20 protein-coding genes and 4 tRNA genes are annotated in these 23,961 nt (G+C 43.7%); 19 read left to right on the top strand and 5 right to left on the bottom strand.

Annotated features, from left to right (window positions below):
• Positions 1-21 precede the first annotated feature (21 nt).
• The 16 genes from wzzE to ABLA85_RS03255 all read left to right on the top strand — a co-directional run bounded on the left by wzzE (position 22) and on the right by ABLA85_RS03255 (position 14,234).
• Complete coding sequence (gene wzzE / locus ABLA85_RS03180; protein ID WP_367961277.1) at positions 22-1,077, top strand: ECA polysaccharide chain length modulation protein; 1,056 nt, start codon at positions 22-24, stop codon at positions 1,075-1,077.
• 175 nt (positions 1,078-1,252) lie between these two features.
• The gene (wecB, locus tag ABLA85_RS03185; RefSeq protein WP_367961279.1) at positions 1,253-2,383 is read left to right on the top strand and encodes a non-hydrolyzing UDP-N-acetylglucosamine 2-epimerase; all 1,131 of its coding nucleotides are present in this window, start codon (positions 1,253-1,255) and stop codon (positions 2,381-2,383) included.
• Positions 2,380-3,642, top strand: a complete 1,263-nt coding sequence (gene wecC / locus ABLA85_RS03190; protein WP_367961281.1) for a UDP-N-acetyl-D-mannosamine dehydrogenase — start codon at positions 2,380-2,382, stop codon at positions 3,640-3,642. The genes wecB and wecC overlap by 4 nt, the downstream gene beginning before the upstream one ends.
• Positions 3,639-4,721 (top strand): dTDP-glucose 4,6-dehydratase, encoded by a 1,083-nt coding sequence (gene rffG / locus ABLA85_RS03195; protein ID WP_367961283.1) that lies wholly within the window; start codon positions 3,639-3,641, stop codon positions 4,719-4,721. Before wecC ends, rffG begins: the two co-directional genes overlap by 4 nt.
• An 18-nt stretch (positions 4,722-4,739) precedes the next feature.
• Positions 4,740-5,615 carry a glucose-1-phosphate thymidylyltransferase RfbA gene (rfbA, locus tag ABLA85_RS03200; RefSeq protein ID WP_367961285.1) on the top strand — a complete coding sequence of 292 codons (876 nt, stop codon included), beginning with the start codon at positions 4,740-4,742 and terminating at the stop codon, positions 5,613-5,615.
• A complete protein-coding gene (rffC, locus tag ABLA85_RS03205; protein WP_367961288.1) occupies positions 5,599-6,378 on the top strand; it encodes a dTDP-4-amino-4,6-dideoxy-D-galactose acyltransferase in 780 nt (259 codons plus the stop codon). The genes rfbA and rffC overlap by 17 nt, the downstream gene beginning before the upstream one ends.
• On the top strand, positions 6,365-7,513 hold the full coding sequence (gene rffA / locus ABLA85_RS03210) for a dTDP-4-amino-4,6-dideoxygalactose transaminase (protein WP_367961290.1): 1,149 nt from the start codon (positions 6,365-6,367) through the stop codon (positions 7,511-7,513). The genes rffC and rffA overlap by 14 nt, the downstream gene beginning before the upstream one ends.
• Complete coding sequence (gene wzxE, locus ABLA85_RS03215) at positions 7,513-8,778, top strand: lipid III flippase WzxE (protein WP_367961292.1); 1,266 nt, start codon at positions 7,513-7,515, stop codon at positions 8,776-8,778. Before rffA ends, wzxE begins: the two co-directional genes overlap by 1 nt.
• On the top strand, positions 8,775-9,860 hold the full coding sequence (locus ABLA85_RS03220; RefSeq protein ID WP_367961294.1) for a TDP-N-acetylfucosamine:lipid II N-acetylfucosaminyltransferase: 1,086 nt from the start codon (positions 8,775-8,777) through the stop codon (positions 9,858-9,860). The genes wzxE and ABLA85_RS03220 overlap by 4 nt, the downstream gene beginning before the upstream one ends.
• Positions 9,857-11,272 (top strand): ECA oligosaccharide polymerase, encoded by a 1,416-nt coding sequence (gene wzyE / locus ABLA85_RS03225; protein ID WP_367961296.1) that lies wholly within the window; start codon positions 9,857-9,859, stop codon positions 11,270-11,272. Before ABLA85_RS03220 ends, wzyE begins: the two co-directional genes overlap by 4 nt.
• Entirely contained in the window at positions 11,259-11,996 is a 738-nt protein-coding gene (wecG, locus tag ABLA85_RS03230; protein WP_367961299.1) for a lipopolysaccharide N-acetylmannosaminouronosyltransferase, read from the top strand. Before wzyE ends, wecG begins: the two co-directional genes overlap by 14 nt.
• A 251-nt stretch (positions 11,997-12,247) precedes the next feature.
• On the top strand, positions 12,248-13,633 hold the full coding sequence (locus tag ABLA85_RS03235) for an amino acid permease (RefSeq protein WP_367961301.1): 1,386 nt from the start codon (positions 12,248-12,250) through the stop codon (positions 13,631-13,633).
• Between the two features lie 148 nt (positions 13,634-13,781).
• Positions 13,782-13,858 (top strand) — tRNA-Arg (locus ABLA85_RS03240).
• A 93-nt stretch (positions 13,859-13,951) separates the two neighbouring features.
• Positions 13,952-14,027: transfer RNA gene (locus tag ABLA85_RS03245), tRNA-His, on the top strand.
• A 15-nt stretch (positions 14,028-14,042) separates the two neighbouring features.
• Positions 14,043-14,129: transfer RNA gene (locus tag ABLA85_RS03250), tRNA-Leu, on the top strand.
• Between the two features lie 28 nt (positions 14,130-14,157).
• Positions 14,158-14,234: transfer RNA gene (locus ABLA85_RS03255), tRNA-Pro, on the top strand.
• A gap of 758 nt (positions 14,235-14,992) precedes the next feature.
• Here ABLA85_RS03255 and hemY read toward each other — a convergent pair.
• Genes hemY through hemC form a run of 4 tightly spaced genes read right to left on the bottom strand, consistent with a single transcriptional unit; the run spans position 14,993 to position 19,111 of the window.
• A complete protein-coding gene (gene hemY, locus ABLA85_RS03260) occupies positions 14,993-16,198 on the bottom strand; it encodes a protoheme IX biogenesis protein HemY (protein WP_367961304.1) in 1,206 nt (401 codons plus the stop codon).
• A gap of 2 nt (positions 16,199-16,200) precedes the next feature.
• Entirely contained in the window at positions 16,201-17,388 is a 1,188-nt protein-coding gene (hemX, locus tag ABLA85_RS03265; RefSeq protein ID WP_367961307.1) for a uroporphyrinogen-III C-methyltransferase, read from the bottom strand.
• Between the two features lie 20 nt (positions 17,389-17,408).
• Positions 17,409-18,173 (bottom strand): uroporphyrinogen-III synthase, encoded by a 765-nt coding sequence (gene hemD / locus ABLA85_RS03270; protein WP_367961310.1) that lies wholly within the window; start codon positions 18,171-18,173, stop codon positions 17,409-17,411.
• Positions 18,170-19,111 carry a hydroxymethylbilane synthase gene (gene hemC / locus ABLA85_RS03275; RefSeq protein WP_367961312.1) on the bottom strand — a complete coding sequence of 314 codons (942 nt, stop codon included), beginning with the start codon at positions 19,109-19,111 and terminating at the stop codon, positions 18,170-18,172. Before hemC ends, hemD begins: the two co-directional genes overlap by 4 nt.
• Positions 19,112-19,782: 671 nt before the next feature.
• On the opposite strand from hemC, the gene ABLA85_RS03280 reads away from it, so the two are divergent.
• On the top strand, positions 19,783-22,374 hold the full coding sequence (locus ABLA85_RS03280; protein WP_367961314.1) for a class I adenylate cyclase: 2,592 nt from the start codon (positions 19,783-19,785) through the stop codon (positions 22,372-22,374).
• A 117-nt stretch (positions 22,375-22,491) separates the two neighbouring features.
• Here ABLA85_RS03280 and cyaY read toward each other — a convergent pair whose 3' ends face one another.
• Positions 22,492-22,809: an iron donor protein CyaY gene (cyaY, locus tag ABLA85_RS03285; RefSeq protein ID WP_367961316.1), complete on the bottom strand. Its 318-nt coding sequence runs from the start codon at positions 22,807-22,809 to the stop codon at positions 22,492-22,494.
• 79 nt (positions 22,810-22,888) lie between these two features.
• Between cyaY and ABLA85_RS03290 the strand changes: the two genes are divergently transcribed.
• Positions 22,889-23,095, top strand: a complete 207-nt coding sequence (locus ABLA85_RS03290; protein ID WP_081989075.1) for a lipoprotein — start codon at positions 22,889-22,891, stop codon at positions 23,093-23,095.
• Positions 23,096-23,135: 40 nt separating this feature from the next.
• Complete coding sequence (gene dapF, locus ABLA85_RS03295) at positions 23,136-23,960, top strand: diaminopimelate epimerase (protein WP_367961319.1); 825 nt, start codon at positions 23,136-23,138, stop codon at positions 23,958-23,960.
• Position 23,961 lies beyond the last annotated feature (1 nt).

The following is a 23,961-nucleotide window of genomic DNA, read 5'->3' on the forward strand; positions in this document are numbered from 1 at the left end:
TTATCAAAGAGGTTTGGCGCAGTGAAAAACTCAGAAACGAAATCTAATCAGGGTCAGGCGGCTATAGAGCATGAACTGGATATTCGTGCACTATGTTATGCTCTGTGGCGTGGAAAGATATGGATTATCGCACTGGCAATTATTTTCGCTGCTGTCGCTCTGGCTGCATCGTATCTGATGCAGCAAAAATGGAGTGCAACCGCTATTGTAGATTTACCGACGACGAATAATCTGGGGAGCTATTATTCACAACAGCAGTTTCTGCGCAATTTAGATACTCACATTAATGCTTCGCCGGAAGCCCAGTTACCGACTATTCCCGATGGTGCATATAAAGAGTTCATGACGCAAGTTGAAGCATATGATACCCGTCGTGAATTCTGGCTTCATTCCAATTATTACAAACAGCGTCAAGACGGTAATAGTAAAGCGGATGCCGTGTTACTGGAAGAATTGATCAACAATATTCAGGTGACACGGCGTAATGAGAAAAATGCGCAGAATGAACACATTAAATTAACGGCAGAAACAGCAATAGATGCCAACCGATTGCTGCGGGAATATATTGCTTTTGCCAATCAGCGCGCAAGTACCCACCTGAACAATGAAATTAAAGGTGCGTGGGCTACACGTACTCAATCAATGAAAGCGTTGGTCAAACGACAAGAAATGGTGGCCAAAGCAATGTATAACCGTGAGTTGAATGTCTTGCAGCAATCATTGAAGGTTGCTGAAAAACAGGGCATTCAGCGTAATCAGACGAACATCCCTCTTGATGAAGTGCCTGAATCTAAAATGTTCATGTTGGGAGTACCATTGCTGCAAGCACAACTCGAAACTTTGCAAGCTACAGGTCCCAATTACAGCATCGATTATGATCAAAATATAGCAATGTTGGCGACCCTAAATGTTGGTCCTACTTTGCAGAATATTTTTCAGACCTACCGTTATCTCAGAACACCTGAAGAACCTGTCAACAGAGACAGTCCTCGCCGTGCATTTATGATGATTCTGTGGGGAGCTATCGGTATGTTGGTTGGAGCTGGAGTCGCATTAGCGAGGCGTTCACGTACATAATTTTATATATATGATAACTACGTAAATTTCATTTATCGCAAGAAAAAATGAATGGCTGTTTCAGATGGCCTGTATTTTGTATACACATATATATTGGAAGCAGGGATGAAAGTAAGCGCAACAAATATCCCTTTGTGGAATTACCAGCAATGATTGACAAAATAAGAGAGCCACTGTGAAAGTGTTGACTGTGTTTGGTACTCGCCCGGAAGCCATCAAAATGGCACCATTGGTACATGCTTTGGCCAGGGATAGTGCTTTTGAGGCAAAAGTTTGTGTCACTGCACAGCATAGGGAAATGTTGGATCAAGTACTGCACTTATTTGGGGTCAAGCCTGATTTTGATCTCAATATTATGAAACAAGGGCAGGATCTCACGGATATTACCTGCCGGATACTTGAATCCATGAAGCCTGTATTAAGTGAGTTCAAGCCAGATGTGGTGCTGGTACATGGCGATACGACAACGACAATGGCAACCAGTCTGGCCGCTTTTTACCAACGTATTCCGGTAGGTCATGTTGAAGCCGGATTGAGAACTGGTGATCTGTATTCTCCGTGGCCGGAAGAGGCTAATCGTAAGATTGCTGGTCATCTGGCGACGTACCATTTCGCGCCGACGGAAAACTCTCGCAACAATCTCTTGCAAGAATCAATTGCAGATAACGCTATTTTTGTCACGGGTAATACGGTCATTGATGCTTTGCTTTGGGTACGTGACCGCATTATGAATGATGCCGTGTTGAGTGAGCAATTTGCTGAGCTTTATCCCTTTATTGATCCCAATAAGAAAATGATCCTGGTGACAGGCCACCGCCGTGAGAATTTTGGTGGTGGGTTTGAGCGGATTTGTGAAGCGTTGGCGCACATTGCCAGAATGCATCCTGATGTGCAGGTCGTTTATCCTGTTCACCTGAATCCTAATGTGTGTGAGCCAGTAAAACGCATTCTGCATGATATTGATAATGTTATTCTTATCAATCCACAAGACTATCTGCCATTTGTTTATTTGATGGATCATGCCTATCTGATACTCACCGACTCAGGCGGGATTCAGGAAGAAGCGCCTTCACTTGGAAAACCCGTTCTGGTCATGCGTAATACCACAGAGCGACCAGAAGCAGTGGATGCTGGTACAGTGCGATTGGTAGGAACAAAAACCCAAACTATCGTTGATGAAGTCACACGTTTGTTGACGGATGACTCTGCCTATCAACAGATGAGCCGAGCTCATAACCCTTACGGTGATGGCAAGGCTTGTCAGCGAATTCTGGAAGTATTGAAGAAAAATCAGGTGACATTATGAGCTTTGAAACAATTTCTGTGATCGGTCTTGGTTATATCGGTTTGCCTACTGCGGCAGCATTTGCGTCTCGCCAGAAAACGGTTATTGGTGTTGATGTTAATCAACATGCAGTGGAGACGATTAATCGTGGAGAGATCCATATTGTTGAACCTGATTTGGATATAGTAGTCAAAACCGCTGTTGAAGATGGCTATCTGAAAGCAGTGTCTTCCCCTCAACCCGCCGATGCATTTTTAATCGCAGTTCCCACGCCTTTTAAGGGAGCTCACGAGCCTGATATGGCTTATGTTCGCGCGGCGGCAGAATCTATTGCTCCTGTTTTGCAAAAAGGGAATTTGATTATTCTGGAATCAACATCACCTGTTGGCGCGACTGAACAGATGGCGGAGTGGTTGGCAGAAGTACGCCCCGATCTTTCCTTTCCACAGCAGGCAGGGGAAAATTCAGACATTGATATTGCGTATTGCCCTGAGCGAGTACTACCGGGGCAGGTCATGGTGGAGCTGGTCAAAAATGATCGCGTTGTGGGTGGTATGACACCAAAATCGTCTTCCAGAGCAAGCGAACTGTATAAAATTTTCCTTGAAGGCGAATGTGTTGTCACCAATGCCAGAACTGCGGAAATGTGTAAACTGACAGAGAACAGTTTTCGGGATGTTAACATTGCATTTGCTAATGAACTTTCGCTTATCTGTGCTGAACAGGGGATTAATGTCTGGGAATTAATCAGTCTGGCAAATCGGCATCCTCGCGTTAATATCCTGCAACCAGGCCCTGGGGTTGGTGGTCACTGTATTGCCGTCGATCCATGGTTTATTGTGTCACAGAATCCTGCACAATCCCGTTTGATTCATACTGCCCGCCTTGTGAATGATAGCAAGCCACTCTGGGTCGTTGATCAAGTAAAAGCTGCGGTAGCGGACTGTTTAGTTGAAAGTGGCAAACGGGCAAGTGAAGTTAAAATCGCCTGTTTTGGTCTGGCATTTAAATCAAATATTGATGATTTACGGGAAAGCCCGGCAGTTCATATCACCAAAATGGTCGCACAGTGGCATGCTGGCTCCACCCTCGCGGTTGAGCCGAATATTCATAGCTTGCCTTATTCACTGAAGGACGTCGTGGAACTGGTAGATTTGCAACAGGCACTGGAAGAGGCCGATGTTGTGTTAATGTTGGTGGATCATAGCCAGTTTAAGGCCATTAATGGCAAACAAATAAAACAAAAATGGGTTGTTGATACCAAAGGAGTTTGGCGTTGAAACGTATTCTGATTACTGGTGGTGCGGGTTTTATCGGCTCAGCGGTGGTTCGTCATATTATTAATCATACTGAAGACAGCGTCGTTGTTGTCGATAGCCTAACTTATGCTGGCAATCTTGAGTCATTGGCTCCGGTTGCCGGGCATCCTCGTTATGCGTTTGAGCGGGTGGATATCTGTCATCGTGATGCTTTAGATCATATCTTTCAGCAATATCAACCTGATGCAGTGATGCACTTGGCGGCAGAGAGTCATGTTGACCGCTCCATAGATGGGCCAGCGGCTTTTATCGAAACCAATATCATTGGCACTTATACCTTATTAGAAGCTGCCCGGATGTTCTGGCAGCAGTTGGATCAGGATAAGCAGGCTGCATTTCGTTTCCACCATATTTCAACCGATGAAGTATATGGTGATTTGCATGGTGATGAAGGCTTTTTCACAGAAACGACACCTTATGCACCGAGTAGCCCTTATTCTGCATCGAAAGCATCCAGTGATCATCTGGTCAGAGCGTGGCGTCGTACTTATGGTTTACCGACAGTGATCACTAACTGTTCGAATAACTATGGGCCTTACCATTTCCCGGAAAAACTGATCCCTCTGATGATCCTGAATGCGTTGGCAGGTAAACCTTTGCCCGTTTATGGTAAGGGAGAGCAAATCCGTGACTGGCTATATGTAGAAGATCATGCACGGGCACTACATTTGGTGGTTACCAGGGCAAGACCTGGTGAAACCTATAATATTGGCGGCCACAATGAGCGCCGGAATATTGATGTTGTGGAAACTATCTGCCAATTACTGGAAGAGTTGCGTCCGGAAAAGCCAGTAGGTGTTGCTTTTTATCGTGAGCTTATCACTTATGTCACTGATCGTCCGGGACACGATATGCGCTATGCCATTGATGCAGCAAAAATTGAGCGTGAATTGGGATGGACACCACAGGAGACATTTGAATCTGGTATTCGTAAGACGGTGCAATGGTATCTGGAAAATGAGGGTTGGTGGCGTAGTGTTCAAGACGGCTCTTATGCAGGGGAACGTCTTGGTTTGGTTGATCACTGCGGGAATGAATAAACCCGTCTGGGGGATAGCATGAAAGGAATTATACTGGCAGGTGGCTCTGGTACTCGTCTCTATCCAATAACACGTGGTGTATCAAAGCAGTTACTGCCTATTTATGATAAGCCAATGATCTACTATCCGTTGTCAGTCTTAATGCTGGCAGGAATACGCGACATACTGATTATTTCTACTGCGGAAGATCTGCCTGCTTTCAAACGGTTATTGGGTGATGGTGATCGTTGTGGTATTCACCTGAGCTATGCGGTACAACCTTCACCAGATGGTTTGGCACAGGCATTTCTGATTGGCGAAGAGTTTATTGGCGATGATGCCTGCTGTCTGGTGCTTGGTGACAATATCTACTTTGGTCAGGCATTCAGTCCTAAACTGCAAAGTGTTGCGGCTCGCGGGCACGGAGCAACAGTATTTGGTTATCAGGTTATGGATCCTGAACGGTTTGGGGTTGTAGAATTTGATGAACAGTACCGTGTACTTTCCATTGAAGAAAAGCCAGCGCAGCCAAAATCAAATTGGGCAGTAACCGGACTCTATTTTTATGACAATAAAGTCGTGGATTTTGCTAAACAGGTGAAACCTTCCGCCCGTGGTGAACTGGAAATTACCAGCATTAATCAAATGTATCTGGAGTGCGGAGAACTGAATGTTGAACTGCTAGGGCGCGGGTTTGCTTGGTTAGATACTGGCACGCACGATAGCCTGATTGAGGCCAGTATGTTTGTTCAGACAGTCGAAAAACGGCAGGGTTTCAAAATTGCCTGTCTGGAAGAGATCGCATGGCGCAATGGATGGATGGATGAGGAACAAGTAAGAGCCTCTGCGACAGAGTTGGCAAAAACAGGTTACGGTCAATATTTGCTGGATTTACTCCATGTCTATTCATGTTGAACCTGTTTACGCTGATATTGAGCCTTTGGCATGGGATAGCCAGTTTTTTGGCTTATCTACTGCCCGTCTGAATTTCGTATCGGAGTTTTCGTCGACTAATAAGGGGCAAATAACAACAGCTCAGTTGGACGAATATGCTTTGGTACAGGCGAAAGTGCCCGCGCAACAACTCTATTTGGTTGATCAGTTATCTGCTCTGGGTTTCTCTCTGGTGGAAGGCGAAGCGGATTTACTGCTGTCTGTTAATTCATCATCTGTCAGTTCGTTATCTGCCAGTTCAGAAGAATGTGATAAATATCAGGCGTTGATAACCGCAACACCACCGGATATTCCGGTATTGAAAGCTGTAGCGTTGCGTGCGTTTGCAACCAGCCGCTTTCGTGCCCCCTGGTATCAACCGGATGACAGTGGCCGTTTTTACGCGACTTGGGTTGAAAACGCGGTTCTGGGAACCTTTGATCATGAATGTTTGCTCGTCAATGATGAGTGTGGTGGGCTTGCTGGCTTTGTCACTATGAGAAACATGGGTTGCCACGAAGCACGAATAGGTTTACTGGCGGCTTTACCGGGAAAGCATCACCAGGGAATTGGAAAAAAATTGATGTCGGCGGCGCAGCAGTGGTGTCAGAACCATAGGATACAACGGCTGAGAATTGCAACACAGATCAGTAACATCACAGCCTTGCGCCTTTATACACGTAGTGGTGCGATAATCGAAAGCACTGCATATTGGTTATACAGAGGACGAAATGATTCCATTTAACAAACCACCGGTAGTTGGCACTGAACTGGAATATATGCAACAGGCGATGGCCAGTGGAAAATTGTGTGGTGATGGTGGTTTTACCAAACGTTGTGAAGAGTGGATGGAGAAGCGTTTTAATTATTCAGGCACTCTTCATAGTTCAAAAGTGCTGTTGACCCCCTCTTGTACCGCTGCATTAGAAATGGCGGCAATACTGCTGAATATTCAGCCGGGTGATGAAATTATCATGCCCAGTTATACATTCGTTTCGACTTCCAATGCGTTTGTGCTGCGTGGAGCGACAATTGTGTTCGTGGATATCCGTCCGGATACGATGAATATTGACGAAACCAAGATTGAAGCTGCTATCACTGATAAAACCCGTGCTATCGTGCCAATGCATTATGCAGGGGTAGCATGTGAAATGGATACCATCTTGGCACTGGCAGAAAAATACAATCTGTATGTCGTGGAAGATGCTGCACAGGGTGTCATGTCCACTTATAAAGGCCGTGCGTTAGGAACCATTGGCCATATTGGCTGTTTCAGCTTTCATGAGACTAAAAATTACTCTTCGGGAGGTGAAGGCGGGGCAATATTGATCAACGATAAGTCCATGTTCTCCCGCGCAGAGATTGTTCGTGAAAAAGGGACTAACCGTACGCAGTTCTTCCGTGGGCAAGTGGACAAATACACATGGCGTGACATTGGCTCCAGCTATCTGTTGTCTGACTTACAGGCCGCTTTCCTGTGGGCACAATTGGAAGTTGCTGAAAAAATCAATCAGCGCCGCCTGACCTTATGGGATAACTACTATCGGGCCTTGGAACCATTGGCTGAGAAGGGGCTTTTAACTCTGCCGATTGTGCCAGAAAATGTAGAGCACAATGCGCATATGTTCTATATCAAACTGAAAGATGTGGAAGAGCGTAGAGAGTTTAATAACCATATGAAAGCGGCTGATATTCTGACAGTGTTCCATTATGTAGCGTTGCACACCAGCCCTGCCGGTGAGAAGTGTGGTCATTTTCATGGTGAAGACCTCTTTACCACCAGCGAAAGTGAGCGTCTGGTGCGTTTGCCGATGTTTTATAATATTACTGATGAAGAACAGCAGAGGGTCATCAGCCGCATTAAGGAATTTTTTGCCTGATGTCACTTGCCAAAGCCTCAGTCTGGACGGCGGGCTCTACACTAATCAAGATTAGCGTCGGGTTACTGGTCGTAAAACTTCTGGCCGTCTCCTTTGGCCCGACAGGGGTGGGGCAAGCGGGCAATTTCCGCCAACTCATTACTGTTCTGGGTGTACTGTCTGGTGCGGGGATCTTTAACGGTGTTACCAAATACGTTGCAGAACACTATGTTGTAAGACACCATCAGCAATCGGCAAAACTCAGAACAGTATTGGGAACATCATCCTCAATCATTTTGGGGTCTTCTACCCTGCTGGCGATAGTTTTCTTCTTATTCAGCGACACCATCAGTATCAGTTTATTTGGTCATAACCATTACAAAATGGTTGTGCAGGCGCTCGCATTTATTCAAATGGGAATCGCTTATGCCAACTATTTTCTGGCTATTTTGAAGGGACTTCGCGATGCTCAGGGAAACGCACTGGCGATAATACTGGGTAGTTTGGTTGGTGTAATTGCCTATAGCTTTTGTTATTGGTTAGGGGATTATGAAGGTGCTCTGATAGGGTTGGCTTTAGTGCCTGCTTTGGTAGTGCTGCCGGCAGTGGTTATCCTTCAACGTCGTAAAGTTATTGCGTTTTCGACATTGAAACCCATCTGGGATCGTGCCATTGCCAGCAATTTGGGGAAGTTCACTCTGATGGCGTTATTGACTTCTATCACACTGCCAGTTGCTTACATCATGATGCGAAACCTGATGGCAGAACGTTATAGCTGGGAAGAGGTTGGTATCTGGCAGGGCGTGAGCAGTATTTCAGATGCTTATTTACAATTTATCACGGCCTCTTTCACGGTTTATCTACTGCCGACCCTCTCCCGATTGGAAAATAAAAACGAGATTGCCAGTGAGGTAATGAAGGCGTTGAAATTTGTCTTACCGGCCGTAGCAGTTGCCAGCTTTTCAGTCTGGTTATTGCGTGATTTTGTTATTTGGCTACTGTTTTCTGATAAATTTACCGCAATGCGGGATCTATTTGTATGGCAGTTGGTAGGTGATGTTCTGAAAGTTGGTGCTTATGTTTTTGGTTATCTGGTGATAGCGAAAGCAGCACTGCGTTTTTATGTATTGGCTGAAGTCAGTCAATTTCTGTTGTTGACCAGTTTTTCTCATTGGCTGATCCCCATTAATGGGGCATTGGGAGCAGCTCAGTCATATATGGCTACTTATATTGTTTACTTTATTCTTTGTTGTAGCGTATTTATTATTTATCGCGGACGAGCATGACAACCTTAATCCACGTTTTGGGATCGGATATCCCACATCACAATCAAACGCTACTGCGTTTTTTTAATGACGTCTTGGCACAGGAAATAAATTTCCCAGCCAAACCGTGTTTTATGGTGGTGGCGAAAGAGCACTCATGGATAACAGCGAATTATCCTGCTTTAACCATCTCTGTTTATGAGAGTAAAGCGGCACTGTCGAAGGCCGTCATAGCACAGGCACAAGAAGACAGAGCCAGACGTTTCTTTTTTCATGGACAGTTCAATACAGGACTGTGGATGGCTTTATTGATTGGAAAAATTAAAAGTCATCAATTCTGGTGGCATGTATGGGGAGCTGATCTGTATGAGGATTCCCGTCAGCTTAAATTTCGTTTTTTCTATCTGTTACGTCGTTTAGCACAGAAACGGGTAGGAAAGGTGTTTGCTACACGTGGCGATCTCAATCATTTCGCTGCGTTCAACCCTAATATACCGGCTTCACTGCTGTATTTCCCAACGCGTATTGCACCTTCACTGGTGGTGAAGGAAAAATCCTTTTCATCTGAAGGAGTCACTATTCTGTTGGGAAATTCGGGAGATAAATCCAATCGTCATATTGAAGCATTGCATAAAATTCATCGTCAATTTGGCACAGAAGCCCATCTCATTTTGCCAATGGGTTACCCTGATAATAATCAAGCCTATATCCAACATGTAGAACAAACTGCATTGTCGTTATTCCAGGCTGAGAATATCCGGATATTGAAAACAAAACTGGCTTTTGACGATTACTTGTCATTGCTGCGTCAATGTGATTTGGGCTATTTCATTTTTAAGCGTCAGCAGGGAATAGGAACTCTTTGCCAGTTGATCCAGTCAGGTATTCCATTTGTTTTGAGTCGTCAGAATCCATTCTGGCAAGACTTAACCGAACAGCAAATCCCCATTCTGTTTGATGGTGACGAGCTGAATAAGCACTGGGTGCAGGAAGCACAGCGTCAGATGCTGTCTCTTGATAAAAAGGCGATAGCCTTTTTTGATCCTAATTTTGTAGAAAGGTGGAAAATTGCCTTATTGGAAGCATCTGGAGAGTTTCAATGACTTTGGCGCAATTCGGTGGGTTATTTGTTGTTTACACCATCTCGCTGATCTTCATTCTTACATTGATGTATCGGGAGTTTCGACGTGTTCGTTTTAACTTCAATATCTTTTTCTCATTACTTTATTTACTGACATTTTATTTTGGTTTTCCACTGACGAGCCTATTGGTCTTTCAGTTTGATGTACAGGTAGTGCCGGTAGATTCATTGCTACATGCGATACTGGCGTCGGGCTGTTTTTATGCCATTTATTATGTCAGTTATAAAATACGGCTCAGGTATCGAATTCCTGACGATGATACAACATCCATTAAGGTTGTATCTCGTAAGCCTTTGTTCACCATGAATCGGGTAGAAACCAATCTGACTTGGCTGCTGTTGGCAGGTATTGCGATCTTCACTGTTATCTCTTTCTTTCTGCAAAACGGTTTTCTGCTATTTAAGCTACAGTCTTATAGTCAGATATTCTCCAGCCAAGTTTCCGGGGTGGCACTTAAGCGCTTTTTCTATTTCTTCATCCCTGCCATGTTGGTAGTGTTTTTCCTGAAACCGACTAAGATCCGCTGGCTGTGCTTTTTAGTGGGAACGGTTGGGTTTGGTATTCTGACTTATGTCATCGTCGGAGGAACACGGGCCAATATTATTATTGCGTTTGCATTATTCCTGTTTATTGGCATTGTCCGGGGTTGGATCACCCTATGGATGTTGCTTGTGGCGGGAGTCATGGGGATCGTTGGTATGTTCTGGCTGGCATTAAAGCGCTATGGCCTTGATGTGAGTGGTGAGGAAGCCTTTTATACCTTCCTGTATCTGACCAGGGATACCTTTTCTCCATGGGAGAATCTTGCTCTGTTATTGGATAACTACCGTAAAATTGATTTTCAGGGTTTGGCGCCGATAATCCGTGACTTCTATGTCTTTATTCCAGGCTGGGTTTGGCCGGACAGACCTAATCTGGTCTGGAACACAGCTAACTACTTTACGTGGGATGTACTGGATAATCACTCTGGTCTGGCAATTTCTCCGACTTTGATCGGTTCATTGGTCGTCATGGGCGGGGTGTTCTTTATACCGCTTGGTGCAGTTGCCGTTGGTATGATTATCAAGTGGTTTGACTGGATCTATGAAGCAGGAAAACAGGAAACAAACCGTTATAAGGCAGCCATTTTACAGGCATTCTGTTTTGGGGCGATCTTTAACATGATAGTCCTTGCCCGTGAAGGTGTGGATTCTTTTGTCTCCCGTGTTGTGTTCTTTGGTATCGTCTTTGGCCTGTGTCTGATAACCGCGAAGTTACTGTATTGGCTGTTCGATAGTGCAGGTGTTGTCCGAAAGTTTGTCATCAATAATTTGTCTGCATCACAAAAAACACCTGTTCTGGTGAATGTAAGGAGAAAAAATGGTGATGAATAACATTCCTAAATATCGTATCCGCGGACTCAGTTTATGGGGATTTAGTGGAATGTCACATTTTCTTGATCACCTTTTTCAGGATGGACAGGTAAAAACAGGAACATTGGTGGCAATCAATGCAGAAAAAGTGCTCACTGCGGAGAAAGACAATGCGTTGAGCATGTTGCTGGATGAAGCAGAATATCTTTATGCGGATGGTATCAGTATCGTACGTGCTATACGACGTAAGTATCCTGATGCACAAGTGTCCCGCATTGCGGGAGCTGATTTATGGGAATCTTTGATGGAACGTGCCGGGCGCGAAGGTACGCGAGTATTTCTGGTGGGTGGAAAACCAGAAATTCTTACCCAGACAGCAAATAAACTTCGCAAGCAATGGGGCGTTAACATTGTTGGTAGTCAGGATGGTTATTTTACTGCTGGAGAACGTGATGCGGTATTTGCACGAATTCATGCCAGTGGCGCGCAAATTGTCACGGTAGCAATGGGATCACCAAGACAGGAGATTTTCATGCGTGATTGTCGAAAAGTGTATCCTGGCTCACTGTATATGGGGGTTGGAGGAACCTATGATGTGTTCACCGGACATGTTAAACGTGCGCCGAAAATCTGGCAGAACTTAGGATTGGAATGGCTCTATCGTTTACTATCACAGCCCAGTCGTATCCGCAGACAAATTAAGCTATTGAAATTTCTGTGGTATTATTACAGTGGTAAACTGTAAGTTATGATTTGATTGCTATAACCCACTGTATCCGGCTTAATATTGGTGCTTGATACGGTGGGTTGTCTTATCTTGTCTGTGTAATTTGGCCATCTCTATTGACTCTATTTTACAATTTTTTATTTCACTGATGGGCAAAACGTGTTTTGATCCCTGCCTTTTTACGACTGATCTTCACAACCATTGATTATCAATTCCTGTATTTTTTCTATTTGCAAATATAGACATCATAAAAATGGATAGGGAGTTTTATGAGTGATTCAAAACAGAGTCTGCAAAGGGGACTTGAGGCGCGCCATATTGAGTTGATTGCACTAGGCGGCACAATCGGTGTTGGGCTGTTCATGGGGTCTGCCAGCACACTGAAATGGGCTGGCCCATCGGTATTACTGGCTTATATTATTGCTGGTCTTTTTGTCTTTTTCATTATGCGGTCAATGGGAGAAATGTTGTTCCTTGAACCTGTCACTGGCTCATTCGCGGCTTTTGGGCATAAATATCTTAGCCCTTACTGGGGATGCCTGACAGCCTGGGGCTACTGGTTTATGTGGGTTTCAGTAGGAATTTCAGAGATTACCGCAGTGGGGGTTTATGCTGAACTCTGGTTCCCCGATTTGCCGCAATGGGTTTCTGCACTGACTGCTGTTGGTCTGGTCGCGTTGGCTAATCTGGCTGCTGTGCGATTGTATGGAGAGTTGGAATTTTGGTTTGCTATGATCAAAGTCACCACCATTATTGTAATGATCCTGGTTGGTATCGGGCTGATATTTTTTGGGTTAGGCAATGATTGGCAAGCTATTGGTTTAGATAACCTGACTGCTCACGGTGGTTTTTTCTCTGGTGGCTGGCAAGGTTTCCTGTTTGCCCTGTGTATTGTGGTTGCTTCATACCAGGGGGTAGAGTTGGTTGGTATTACCGCAGGTGAAGCCAAGAACCCACAAATTACGTTGAAAAAAGCGATCAACAATATCCTGTGGCGGATTCTGATCTTTTATGTCGGAGCGATTTTCATTGTTGTAACCTTGTTCCCTTGGACAGAAGTGGGCGCGCATGGTAGCCCGTTTGTGATGACTTTTGCTAAAGTTGGTATTACTTCTGCGGCGGCAGTCATCAACTTTGTTGTATTGACTGCGGCGCTTTCGGGATGCAACAGCGGAATGTACAGTGGGGGCAGGATGTTGTATGCCTTGGCTGCAAACCGTCAATTGCCAGCTTCATTGCTTAAGCTTTCGAAAAACGGTGTACCTGTAAGATGTATCGCGATCACCATTGGCTGCCTGATTGCAGGTTCCAGTTTGAATTATTTGATCCCGGAACCACAGGCTGTTTTTGTTTATGTTTATAGTGCCAGTGTACTGCCGGGAATGGTGCCGTGGTTTGTTATTCTGGTGAGCCAGTTGCGTTTCCGCCAACATCATCAGGAAGCGCTGAAACAGCATCGGTTTAAGTCGATACTTTTCCCTTATGTCAATTACCTGACATTGATTTTCCTGTCTTGTGTATTGATTGGCATGGCGATTAATCCGGATACCCGTTTTTCATTGATTGTTGGTGGTGTCTTTTTGCTGATCGTGTCACTCATTTATTGGGGAGCAAAGTTTATTCGGGGAAGAAAACCGATAGAAAATGTAGTTTGATTTTTCATTGATGAAACCATTTGCGGTGGAAAAACGCTGGCTTTATCAACTAAGTGAATAAAGCATAATCAAACGCATCATTTCTTTTAAAAAAGCACTGGACAGTTGGAGATTAAATCCGTACTATCCTCCACCGCAACGGCGTTAAGCGCCCGTAGCTCAGCTGGATAGAGCGCTGCCCTCCGGAGGCAGAGGTCTCAGGTTCGAATCCTGTCGGGCGCGCCATTTAAAGCGTGCAAGAGCAGTGACGATGAGTTATCGTGGTCAGCGGCATTGTAGTAGTAAGAAAATTAGTAGTAAGAAAAGATAGTTGTTATGGTGGCTATAGCTCAGTTGGTAGAGCCCTGGATTGTGATTCCAGTCGTCGCGAGTTCGAGTCTCGTTAGCCACCCCATCTTTTTTATGACATGCGAGGGTGGCGGAATTGGTAGACGCGCTAGCTTCAGGTGTTAGTGTCCTTACGGACGTGGGGGTTCAAGTCCCCCCTTTCGCACCATAAAAAAGAGATATATTAAAAGTATATTCGGCGAGTAGCGCAGCTTGGTAGCGCAACTGGTTTGGGACCAGTGGGTCGGAGGTTCGAATCCTCTCTCGCCGACCAGATTATGAAGAAATAGCCCTGTAAAAAAACAGGGCTTTTCTCATTGTATTCAACAGAAAATCTTCTCTTTTTTTTGCCATTTCTTCCCTTTCTTATAATTAATTATTTTGAAATTAATTGTTTCTATATGTTTACAATTATATTAACTTTTTGTTTTTAAAGTTATTCGATGTTCAGTGTTGTATTTCAACGACAAACTATACCCTCCTGTGTCTCCAATTAGAGACATTTAACTAATTGATTGAACTTGTCTATATCTAACTTCTGGAATGGACGTCTCAAATAAGAGACGGTATTTAGCATGTTTTATGAAAAGGTGACATATCAGTCATACTCCGGCCATATAATCTGGAAGAAATTTTCTTATGATTATTGTTGTATCTTGATAGTAGGTTAGGAGATTAGCGAGGTATAAGAAAATTGGCATGAAAAGTGCTTTACTAAATTTGTAGATACTCATCCTACTCCTTATGACAGCGTAGCTTCATAAACCTCAGGATGATGTAGAGCTAATTGCCAGTGCCTATGGTCCACGTTATAGATGAGTAAGCGTATGGTCTTTTCATCACAAACCGGACACAACGTTGAGTGAGGCACTATATCGTCTGTAGACCTGATTGTATTTATACACCTGTCTTATTTGATAGGTGTTTTTTTTATCTTTATATGTACATGTGTATCGAAATTTTTACCATGGTTAACAATTCGGATTAAGAATTATTGTTAACCATGGCTATTTTTAATTTAAAGGAAAAGATTTATTCTTCTGTATCACTTTCACGTTTCAGTGTCAGCATAAAGCCTTTAGTGCGTATTTGAGCGGCTTCTTCACGTTTGTGTAATTTGTCCAGTGCATCGGCAAGCCAGGCGTAATCATGAGCATCAGGACGTTGTGCAAGAGCTGCCTTAAAGGCGGTTTCTGCTTTTGCCCATTCCCCATGACGCAATGCCACTTGCCCCAACGTACTGTTAAGTAAAGGTGTTGCACCGTGTTGTTTCAACAGATGTGAAAGCGATTTTTGCACAGCCTCAGCATTATCTGCCTTTAAGTGAGGGAGTAACAGTAACAGCCGTTCATCGTATTGCTGTTTTAATCCATTGAGGATAAGCTGCTGTGCAGTTTCATGTTCATTACATTCAATCAGATGTTCAGCCATGGCAACCTGTAATGCAATGTCATTGCGAACTTTGCGGCTTTGATCTTTCCACCATACTTTCAATCCTGCACTGCCTTTTTCTGCCATGATTTGATTCATCAAGCCGATATAAGCTTGCTGACGCAATTGAGCCACATGTTCTCCATCATGCAGGCCAATTTTTGTTATTGAAGGTAAAATATCAATCAGGGATTGGTAGGCACCTGAACGTGTATATGCCTGCTCAGCCAGCCGCAACACTTCTGTATGCCGTGGCGCTTGATTGAGTAATTTATCCACACCGTTACGGGCTGCATGAACTTCTCCTTGCGCTAATTGGATGCGCACACGGGTAATATCGACAGGAAGTTGATCTTTATCAGCCACTTCTGCGGCACGCTCGATATATTGATTGGTACGAAAATAATCGCCACGTTGTTGGGCAGCTTCTGCAGCAAGCAGATAGTTAACGACAGGGTTTTCCGCATGATCAACATTGCGGGTCATTAAGTGTTCAACCTGTTTAAAATCCCCTTCAGCCAGCTTGAGCAATGCTTGCTTGGTCTGTAACCGAGCTCGGTTGCGCTTATACCCACCAAAGATCCAGCTATGGGTAAAAGTACTGGTACGTTTTAATCTGCGGTAACACCAACCGATGAGAATCAGCAGGAATTGCAGCAAGAGGAACATAATCACCAGACCGGTAACGCTGGTAGTGATATCGTAATTGTCTGTCTGAATAAGAACATATCCCTGATGCCCGGATAACAAAGGACCAAGCACAACACCTATGATAAGGATGATGAACAGCAATAATATTTTTAGCATGTTCAGCCCTCCTTAGCGGATGTTTCAGCCTGATTAGAGCCTTCTTCAGATTTCGGCTGAGGCTGAGTTTCTGGTTGAACTGGGGGCTGATAAAGCGGTTGGTGTGGCAAGTTATAAATACGCTTGCGCATTAAATCTGCTAGTACGGTCTGGCTATTTAACTGTTCTGGTATATCAATGGAAAGTGGTCGTTTTTCCAGTTTATCTACCTCATTCAGGAAAGTTACTGTATCTGGCATTGATGTATCAAAATAGGCTCTTACCCAGGTTGAAACAGATTTTAGTGATTCCTTATAAGTATCAATTTGTCGGCGAGGAGCTGCCTGGGCTGCTATTAATAGCTTGGAGCGGATATTTTCCCGTAGATAGATTTCCTGTTTTGGTGCCAACAGAGGTTCTTTAGAGCCATCACGAGGTTTGATGGTAATGAAATTATCCATAAAGCTGTGCCAGCTTTTGCTCAGATTTTCGCGCCAGTCAGAGAGTGAAGCACTGATCCCTTTATCGTCTCCATCCATCGGCTTCCCTTGCTCCACACTATCAACCAGCGGTAAGTTATCTACCTGATTTGATAGCTGATTCAAGATTAGAATAATGCCATCTATATCTACCTGATTGATTTTGGATAGCATGTCGATATCTTGCATAATCGTTGAGCGGGCATGTAGTAAACTAGGATCATTCATTTCTGTAAGGCTGTTGTCTGCATCTTTTAGCAGAGCGATCGCGGTAGCAATATTCTGATCACTCCATATCTTGCGGCTTGCCATTTTTACAAGAAAATTTGCCTGTGCCAATCGCCAGTTTTCGATATCAGAATTTGTAATTGCGGACATTCGATCCTGAAGTTCTGCCATGCGATTGTTTAATTGTTGTCTTTGCGTATTGGCTTGCTCTAAGGCATTTTTTATTGCTTCAATTTTGTCATCTGCATCTTGTTTATCCGCAGACTGTTGTTGCACGAGAGAAGCCACTTGCTGTTGCAACACAAGGTTTTCGGCTTCTAATGCTGCATTCTGTTGTTTACCATGATAAAAAAGATAAATTCCACCCGCACCTATTGCCAGCGTAATAGCAATTGAGAGTGTGCTGCCCACCCATCCATCACTTCTGGATTTACGAGGAGCCTTTTTAGGCTTCTGAGGGAGTGTTGTCTCAACCGCATCAGTGGATTTCTTTTGTTCCGTCATAATGGACATCCCATATTGGTTTATTTCAGCGCCTGCATTAAGGCGTCATTATCTGCACTCTTAGCGACTTTTATTTCTTTCCAGCCCAGTGTTCGGGCAATATTGGCGAGGCGTTCGCTGACCACAATCAGCCGGCAACCTAATAACCACGTTTTGCCATTACCACTACTCTCTTCACTGTCATCACCTTCAGTAACTAAGTTATATAACAGTTGCAATATTTCGCCACTTGTAACAACGATGGTTCTTATACCACATTGTTGCCAATGATGATTGAACTCAGTTGTACGATATTTGACTGGCTGACGTGAATAACATTCACAGTAATCAATTGCTCCTCCCCGCATCTTTAAGGTTGAAGCAATCACCTCTCGGCCACCATTGCCGCGAAGTAATAAAATCTTTTTATTCTCCATTTTTTGTAAAGCAGGGAGTTGCAGGAGATCTTCACTTGTTTCTCCTTGCTCTGACCAGAGAATGTCTTTTCCCGTTTGTTGATGAAAGAGCAAGGACGTCGATTTGCCGATACCATAATAGGATAGCTTGTCAGGCCATGAGAGGCCTTCTTGTACAAGCTGTGCGTTGGCATAATGCACGGCATTTTTGGATAGCAGAAAAACGAAATCACCCTCTGATAGCTGTCTCAGTTTTTGTGTCAGTAAGGGCAGCTCAGTACCAGGGTAAATTGCAATAAGTGGCGCACTGAATGCTGTTTTACCGATAGCCCTTAACTGATTGACCAACGCTTCTCCTGCGGGGGCAGGACGGGTGACTAAGATGCTCATACAGGTGAGTTCCTTTGATATAGATCAGTCAGGATTTGGCGTGCACCTTTCTCTAATAGCTCTTCTGCCAATGACACACCTGCTTGGCAGGCCTCTTCACTACGAATAATTCTTTCGCCACGAATAATGGTATTGCCATCAGGTGTGCCAACAAGGGCACGCAACCAGATATTATTGTCCTGCCAGATGGCATAGCTACCAATGGGAACCTGACATCCCCCTTCAAGGCGGGTGTTCATGGCACGTTCAGCGAGGACACAAGTCTCTGTTCTTTGATGATTTAAAGGAGCAAGCAGCTCACGAGTCTGCGTATCATTCAGGCGACATTCAATACCAACAGCACCTTGACCGACAGCAGGAAGCAGCAATTCCGGTGCCAATGGCATTCGGATACGCTCTTCTAACCCTAGTCTCTTAAGGCCCGCAGTTGCAAGGATAATGGCGTTATAATCACCATTATCGAGTTTGCTCAAACGGGTGCCGACATTGCCACGTAAGTCGCGGATCACAAGATCAGGACGCAGATGGCGAAGCTGGCACTGGCGGCGTAAGCTGGATGTTCCAACAATACTGCCAGCGGGCAGTTCATCAAGCGAGGCGTATTCTACTGAAACAAAAGCATCTCGTGGATCTTCCCTTTCACAGATTGTGACCAATCCCAAACCCTCAGGAAATTCGACAGGGACATCTTTCATGGAGTGAACAGCGATGTCTGCCCGGTTTTCAAGCATCGCTAACTCTAGCTCTTTCACAAATAACCCTTTACCGCCAACCTTGGCGAGTGGCGTATCAAGGATGATATCTCCGCGAGTGATCATTGGAACTAATACAACGTTCAATTCAGGATGGAAATGTTCTAGTTGTTTTTGAACGTATTGAGCTTGCCACATAGCTAAAGGGCTTTGGCGAGTCGCAATGCGAATAGTTTTCATTGTCATAGGTAATTAGCTTGGATAATTGTATTAATTAACGACAATTGGAGATTTTTATCTCCAAAGAGTGAAAAAATAGAACAAGTAGAAATGGCTCAGTTTTAACACTTCAATAATTTTTTTTCCAGTTAAGAAAAAACCAGAATAGTATATAAATATACAGCTCGAAAAGATAAAAATAATTTTAAACATTAAAATAATGTTTTAATTAAATGGAGTAAATAAACAAATAGATTGAATTAAAATCAAATTGCTATTTGAAATTTATCTTTTTCGAAAAAAGATAAAGATATTTATCAATTAAAAGTAATATTAATGAAACAGTTATGCAAAATTCGGCGTTTACAATACCTTACAGCAACGATACAGAAAATGGTCAGCTATAATACCTATTTCAAAAAAACATATTTTAGTATCAAATTTGTGATTAACTTAATACTTTACAATGAGTTAATTGATGTTTAGGTATTGTATGGAAGGTGAAAAGATGATATTGCGGACTTTACGCCTTGACTGCAAGGTGTTAAATTGATCACGTTTCCGATAATAAGTTTGTAAAAAAATTCTAAAAAATAGTTTTGTAACACGACCTGTTAACGAGTATCAGACGTTAATGGTGGCTGAGCGTTAGCGGAAACTGGCGATTGTAAGCACTGAAACTGAAGCAGGCGAAACTCTTGTATCTTTATATTGAAACGCTGAAGCAGCGACTGGATGCAATTAATCAGCTTAGGTTAGAGCGTGCGACTAACTCAATGAGCGCCGCATTTAAGCAGGTTTATAATTTAATTCCAGTATTATTACACTATCATCATCCAATGATGCCAGGTTATATCAAAGATGACGTTCCTCATGGTGTCTGTTTTTTTGTACCTGATGAAACCCAGCAATTTTGGATTAATGATCTGGAATACCAACTTACTGGTACTTTCTCCCCCTCCTTTAATGGTGAACTGCCAATTACGGGTATTTACTCGATGGGCAGTACTTCTTCTATCGGGCAGAGTTGTTTTTCTGATTTAGATATTTGGGTTTGTCATCAATCCTGGCTGGATAGTGGTGAAAAAGCGTTACTGGAACAGAAATGTATTTTAATAGAACAGTGGGCCGCTTCACTGGGTATTGAAGTAACCTTCTTTTTGATTGATGAGAATCGCTTTCGCCATAATACCTGCGGCAGCCTGAATGGCGAAGATTGTGGCTCAACTCAGCATATCCTTCTGCTGGACGAATTTTATCGCACTGCGGTCTGCATGGCGGGTAAGCGCCTGTTATGGACGATGGTTCCTGTGGAAGAGGAGGGAAATTACGATGAATATGTGATTTCTTTATATGCACAGGGTGTTTTAACCCCGAATGAGTGGTTGGATCTGGGCGGTTTGGGTGAGTTGTCAGCAGAAGAATATTTTGGGGCCAGCCTGTGGCAGCTTTATAAAAGTGTAGATTCTCCTTATAAATCCGTATTGAAGAGCCTGTTACTGGAAGCTTATTCGTGGGAATACCCGAATGGCAAGTTGCTGGCGATGGAGATGAAACAGCATTTCCATGATGGCTCGATTGTTTCTTTTGGCCTTGATGCTTATAGCATGATGCTTGATCGTGTTACCCGATACCTTACCGATACGAATGACATGACGCGTTTGGATTTGGCGCGCCGCTGTTTTTACCTGAAGGTTTGCGAAAAAATTCAGGAAGGCGGTGACGATAAAGGGTACTCAGGATGGCGACAGCAGATTATCTCTCAGTTGGCGCAGGAATGGGGCTGGAATAGCGATAAACTGGCAATGTTGGATAACCGTAACTCATGGAAAATCGAGCAGGTACGTGCAGCGCATAATGAACTGCTGGATACCATGATGCAGAGTTATCGCAATCTTATCCGTTTTGCCCGGCGTAACAACTTAAGTGTGAGTGCTAGTCCACAAGATATTGGTGTATTGACCCGTAAATTGTATGCCGCATTTGAGGCTCTGCCTGGCAAAATCACATTGTTAAACCCGCAAATTTCGCTGGATTTGTCAGAACAAGATTTGACATTTATTTATGTCCCGCCGGGGCGGGCAAACCGTAGTGGCTGGTATCTTTATAATCAAGCGCCCGCAATAGAATCCATTATTGGCCATCAACCGCTGGAATATAATCGTTATTTAAACAAATTGGTGGCATGGACATATTTCAACGGGTTGCTGACGGAAAAAACCCGTATTCACATTCATCATGGTGAATCTCAAACTGACAAGAAGAAGCTGCGCGATTTGGTGAGTGATATTTCTACTCATTTCCCTATCCGCTTGCCAGCCCCAACCCCAAAGGCATTATACAGCCCTTGTGAAATCCGCCATCTGGCAATTATTGTGAATCTGGAAACTGATCCAACCATAAATTTTTCCGAGCAGATTGTACATTTTGATTTCAGAAACTTAGATGTATTCAGTTTCGGTGAGTCACAGCAATGTCTGGTGGATAGTATCGACTTGCTTTACCGTAATTCATGGAATGAAGTGAGGACACTGCATTTCAGCGGCGAACAATCCATGCTGGAAGCGTTGAAAACGATACTGGGAAAAATGCACAGAGATGCAGCACCGCCAGCGGGTGTTGAAGTTTTTTGTTATAGCAAGCACTTGTGTGGATTGATTCGTACCCGCATCCAGCAATTGGTTTCAGAGTGTATCGGGTTACGCCTCTCCAGTAACCAACAGGATCCTAACTGCTTCAAAGCACTGCGCATTTCTGGTCAAACCTGGGGGCTGTTTTTTGAACGGCTCAACGTTTCAGTGCAAAAACTGGAAAATGCGGTGGAATTCTATGGTGCAATTTCAAATACCAAACTACATGGCCTGCCAGTTAAAATTGATACTAAAGAAAAACATCTGCCCCCTGTCATTGATGGATTTGCCTGTGAAGGGATCATTCAGTTTTTCTTTGAAGATATTGAAGGTAAGCAAGGGTTCAATATCTATATTCTGGATGAATCAAACCGGGTAGAAATTTATTTCCATTGTGAAGGAAGTAAAGAAGAATTGGTGCGTGATGTCAGCCGTTTTTATTCTTCATCGCATGACCGTTTTACCTATGGCTCCAGTTTTATCAATTTTAATTTGCCACAGTTCTATCAAATCGTTAAGAAAGGCGAACGTACTCATGTAGCGCCATTTATGGATGGTAAGTCGCCGTTAGATAATGAGACAAGAAGTATTATTGATCTGGAACTGGATGAAGCGTTCAGGGCAAATAGCGACCCGTTTCATTCTTTGTACCACTATTGAGAGTGGGTCATAGTTAGGTCATCGCAGTAGTCAATAAAAGTACCGTATCAGTAAAAGTGCCGTATTTTGGATACGGCACAAGGTGTCGGTTGTTTAAGTAAGGGGATAAAAACTTCACTAAAACTGAAATGGCTCGTTACTCTGTTCTGTGATTGCTTGTGCTAGCATGGAAAGAAAATCGTTACCGCTACGGTCGCAAACCCACTTGTTACCCCGATAATCGAAATGATAACCCCCATTTTTAGTTGCCAGCCAGATTTGGTGAAAAGGTTCCTGGCGATTGATAATGATTTTGCTGCCATTCTCAAAGCTCAGTGTCATTACGCCACCATTGGTTTCACAGTCAATATCTGCATCACCTTCATAGTTATCCAGTTGTTCTTCAAGATGAAGCATCAATTGATCAGCTAATTGATGAAATTCGCTATCGTTCATATTTATTTCCTATTTGCTTTTCAGGGCCTAACTGCGATTATAGAGAGTATTGGCGTATGAATCACAGGCATTAATTATGATGAACAAACAATTCCGTTGGTCACTTGCTATCATAACACTACTCTCTATTGCGGGATGTGGCTTGAAAGGCCCTCTTTATTTCCCGCCAGCAGAGTCTGTTGCACCTCAAACTTCATTAAATAAGGCGCAGCCGACGGGAAATTTTTCTCAAAATAACCTCTCTAAAAACGATATTATTAAAAACAATACCTCGGCGGATGCTTGATAAACGTAAACAGATGATGGAATTTCACTTGGAGTAGTATATGCAATTCTCCAAAATGCATGGTCTTGGCAATGATTTTATGGTCGTTGATGCAGTGACCCAGAATGTTTATTTTTCACCGGAATTAATCTGCCGGTTATCGAATAGACATACTGGTGTGGGGTTTGATCAACTGCTGGTTGTTGAAGCGCCCTATGATCCTGACCTAGACTTCCACTATCGTATTTTTAATGCGGATGGCAGTGAAGTTTCTCAATGTGGTAATGGGGCCCGTTGTTTTGCTCGTTTTGTCCGTTTAAGAGGGTTGACGAATAAACGTGAGATTAAGGTTAGTACACGGTCTGGTCATATGACGCTGAGCGTGACGTACGATGATCAGGTCTGTGTCAATATGGGCGAGCCGATCTTTGAACCGCAGTCCGTCCCTTTCCGCGCTAACAAAGCAGAAAAAACCTATATTATCAGGGTTATGGATCGTACGGTGCTCTGTGGTGTTGTATCAATGGGGAATCCTCACTGTGTTATTCAGGTTGAGAATGTGGACACCGCAGATGTTGAAGTGCTTGGCCCCGTTTTAGAACGTCATGAACGTTTTCCTGAGAGAGCGAATATTGGCTTTATGCAGGTCGTGAATCGTAACCATATCCGATTGCGTGTCTTTGAGCGAGGTGCCGGAGAAACGCGGGCATGTGGTAGTGGCGCTTGTGCTGCTGTTGCTATTGGTATCCAGCAAAATCTGTTAGATAAGCAGGTTCGCGTTGATTTGCCAGGCGGTTCCCTGAATATTCGTTGGGATGGGCCAAGGCAGCCACTTTATATGACCGGGCCTGCAACTCATGTTTATGACGGCACAATTCATGTGTAAT

This window comes from Xenorhabdus sp. SGI246, assembly GCF_040838225.1.
GTDB classification, from domain to species: domain Bacteria; phylum Pseudomonadota; class Gammaproteobacteria; order Enterobacterales; family Enterobacteriaceae; genus Xenorhabdus; species Xenorhabdus indica.

Excerpts from the sequence above, each read along its gene's own strand:
- wecC (WP_367961281.1), top strand. The coding sequence starts at position 2,380 with ATGAGCTTTGAAACAATTTCTGTGATCGGTCTTGGTTATATCGGTTTG.
- rfbA (WP_367961285.1), top strand. The coding sequence starts at position 4,740 with ATGAAAGGAATTATACTGGCAGGTGGCTCTGGTACTCGTCTCTATCCA.
- rffC (WP_367961288.1), top strand. The coding sequence starts at position 5,599 with ATGTCTATTCATGTTGAACCTGTTTACGCTGATATTGAGCCTTTGGCA.
- rffA (WP_367961290.1), top strand. The coding sequence starts at position 6,365 with ATGATTCCATTTAACAAACCACCGGTAGTTGGCACTGAACTGGAATAT.
- wzxE (WP_367961292.1), top strand. The coding sequence starts at position 7,513 with ATGTCACTTGCCAAAGCCTCAGTCTGGACGGCGGGCTCTACACTAATC.
- ABLA85_RS03220 (WP_367961294.1), top strand. The coding sequence starts at position 8,775 with ATGACAACCTTAATCCACGTTTTGGGATCGGATATCCCACATCACAAT.
- wzyE (WP_367961296.1), top strand. The coding sequence starts at position 9,857 with ATGACTTTGGCGCAATTCGGTGGGTTATTTGTTGTTTACACCATCTCG.
- wecG (WP_367961299.1), top strand. The coding sequence starts at position 11,259 with ATGGTGATGAATAACATTCCTAAATATCGTATCCGCGGACTCAGTTTA.
- ABLA85_RS03235 (WP_367961301.1), top strand. The coding sequence starts at position 12,248 with ATGAGTGATTCAAAACAGAGTCTGCAAAGGGGACTTGAGGCGCGCCAT.
- hemY (WP_367961304.1), bottom strand. The coding sequence starts at position 16,198 with ATGCTAAAAATATTATTGCTGTTCATCATCCTTATCATAGGTGTTGTG.
- hemX (WP_367961307.1), bottom strand. The coding sequence starts at position 17,388 with ATGACGGAACAAAAGAAATCCACTGATGCGGTTGAGACAACACTCCCT.
- hemD (WP_367961310.1), bottom strand. The coding sequence starts at position 18,173 with ATGAGCATCTTAGTCACCCGTCCTGCCCCCGCAGGAGAAGCGTTGGTC.
- hemC (WP_367961312.1), bottom strand. The coding sequence starts at position 19,111 with ATGACAATGAAAACTATTCGCATTGCGACTCGCCAAAGCCCTTTAGCT.
- cyaY (WP_367961316.1), bottom strand. The coding sequence starts at position 22,809 with ATGAACGATAGCGAATTTCATCAATTAGCTGATCAATTGATGCTTCAT.
- ABLA85_RS03290 (WP_081989075.1), top strand. The coding sequence starts at position 22,889 with ATGAACAAACAATTCCGTTGGTCACTTGCTATCATAACACTACTCTCT.
- dapF (WP_367961319.1), top strand. The coding sequence starts at position 23,136 with ATGCAATTCTCCAAAATGCATGGTCTTGGCAATGATTTTATGGTCGTT.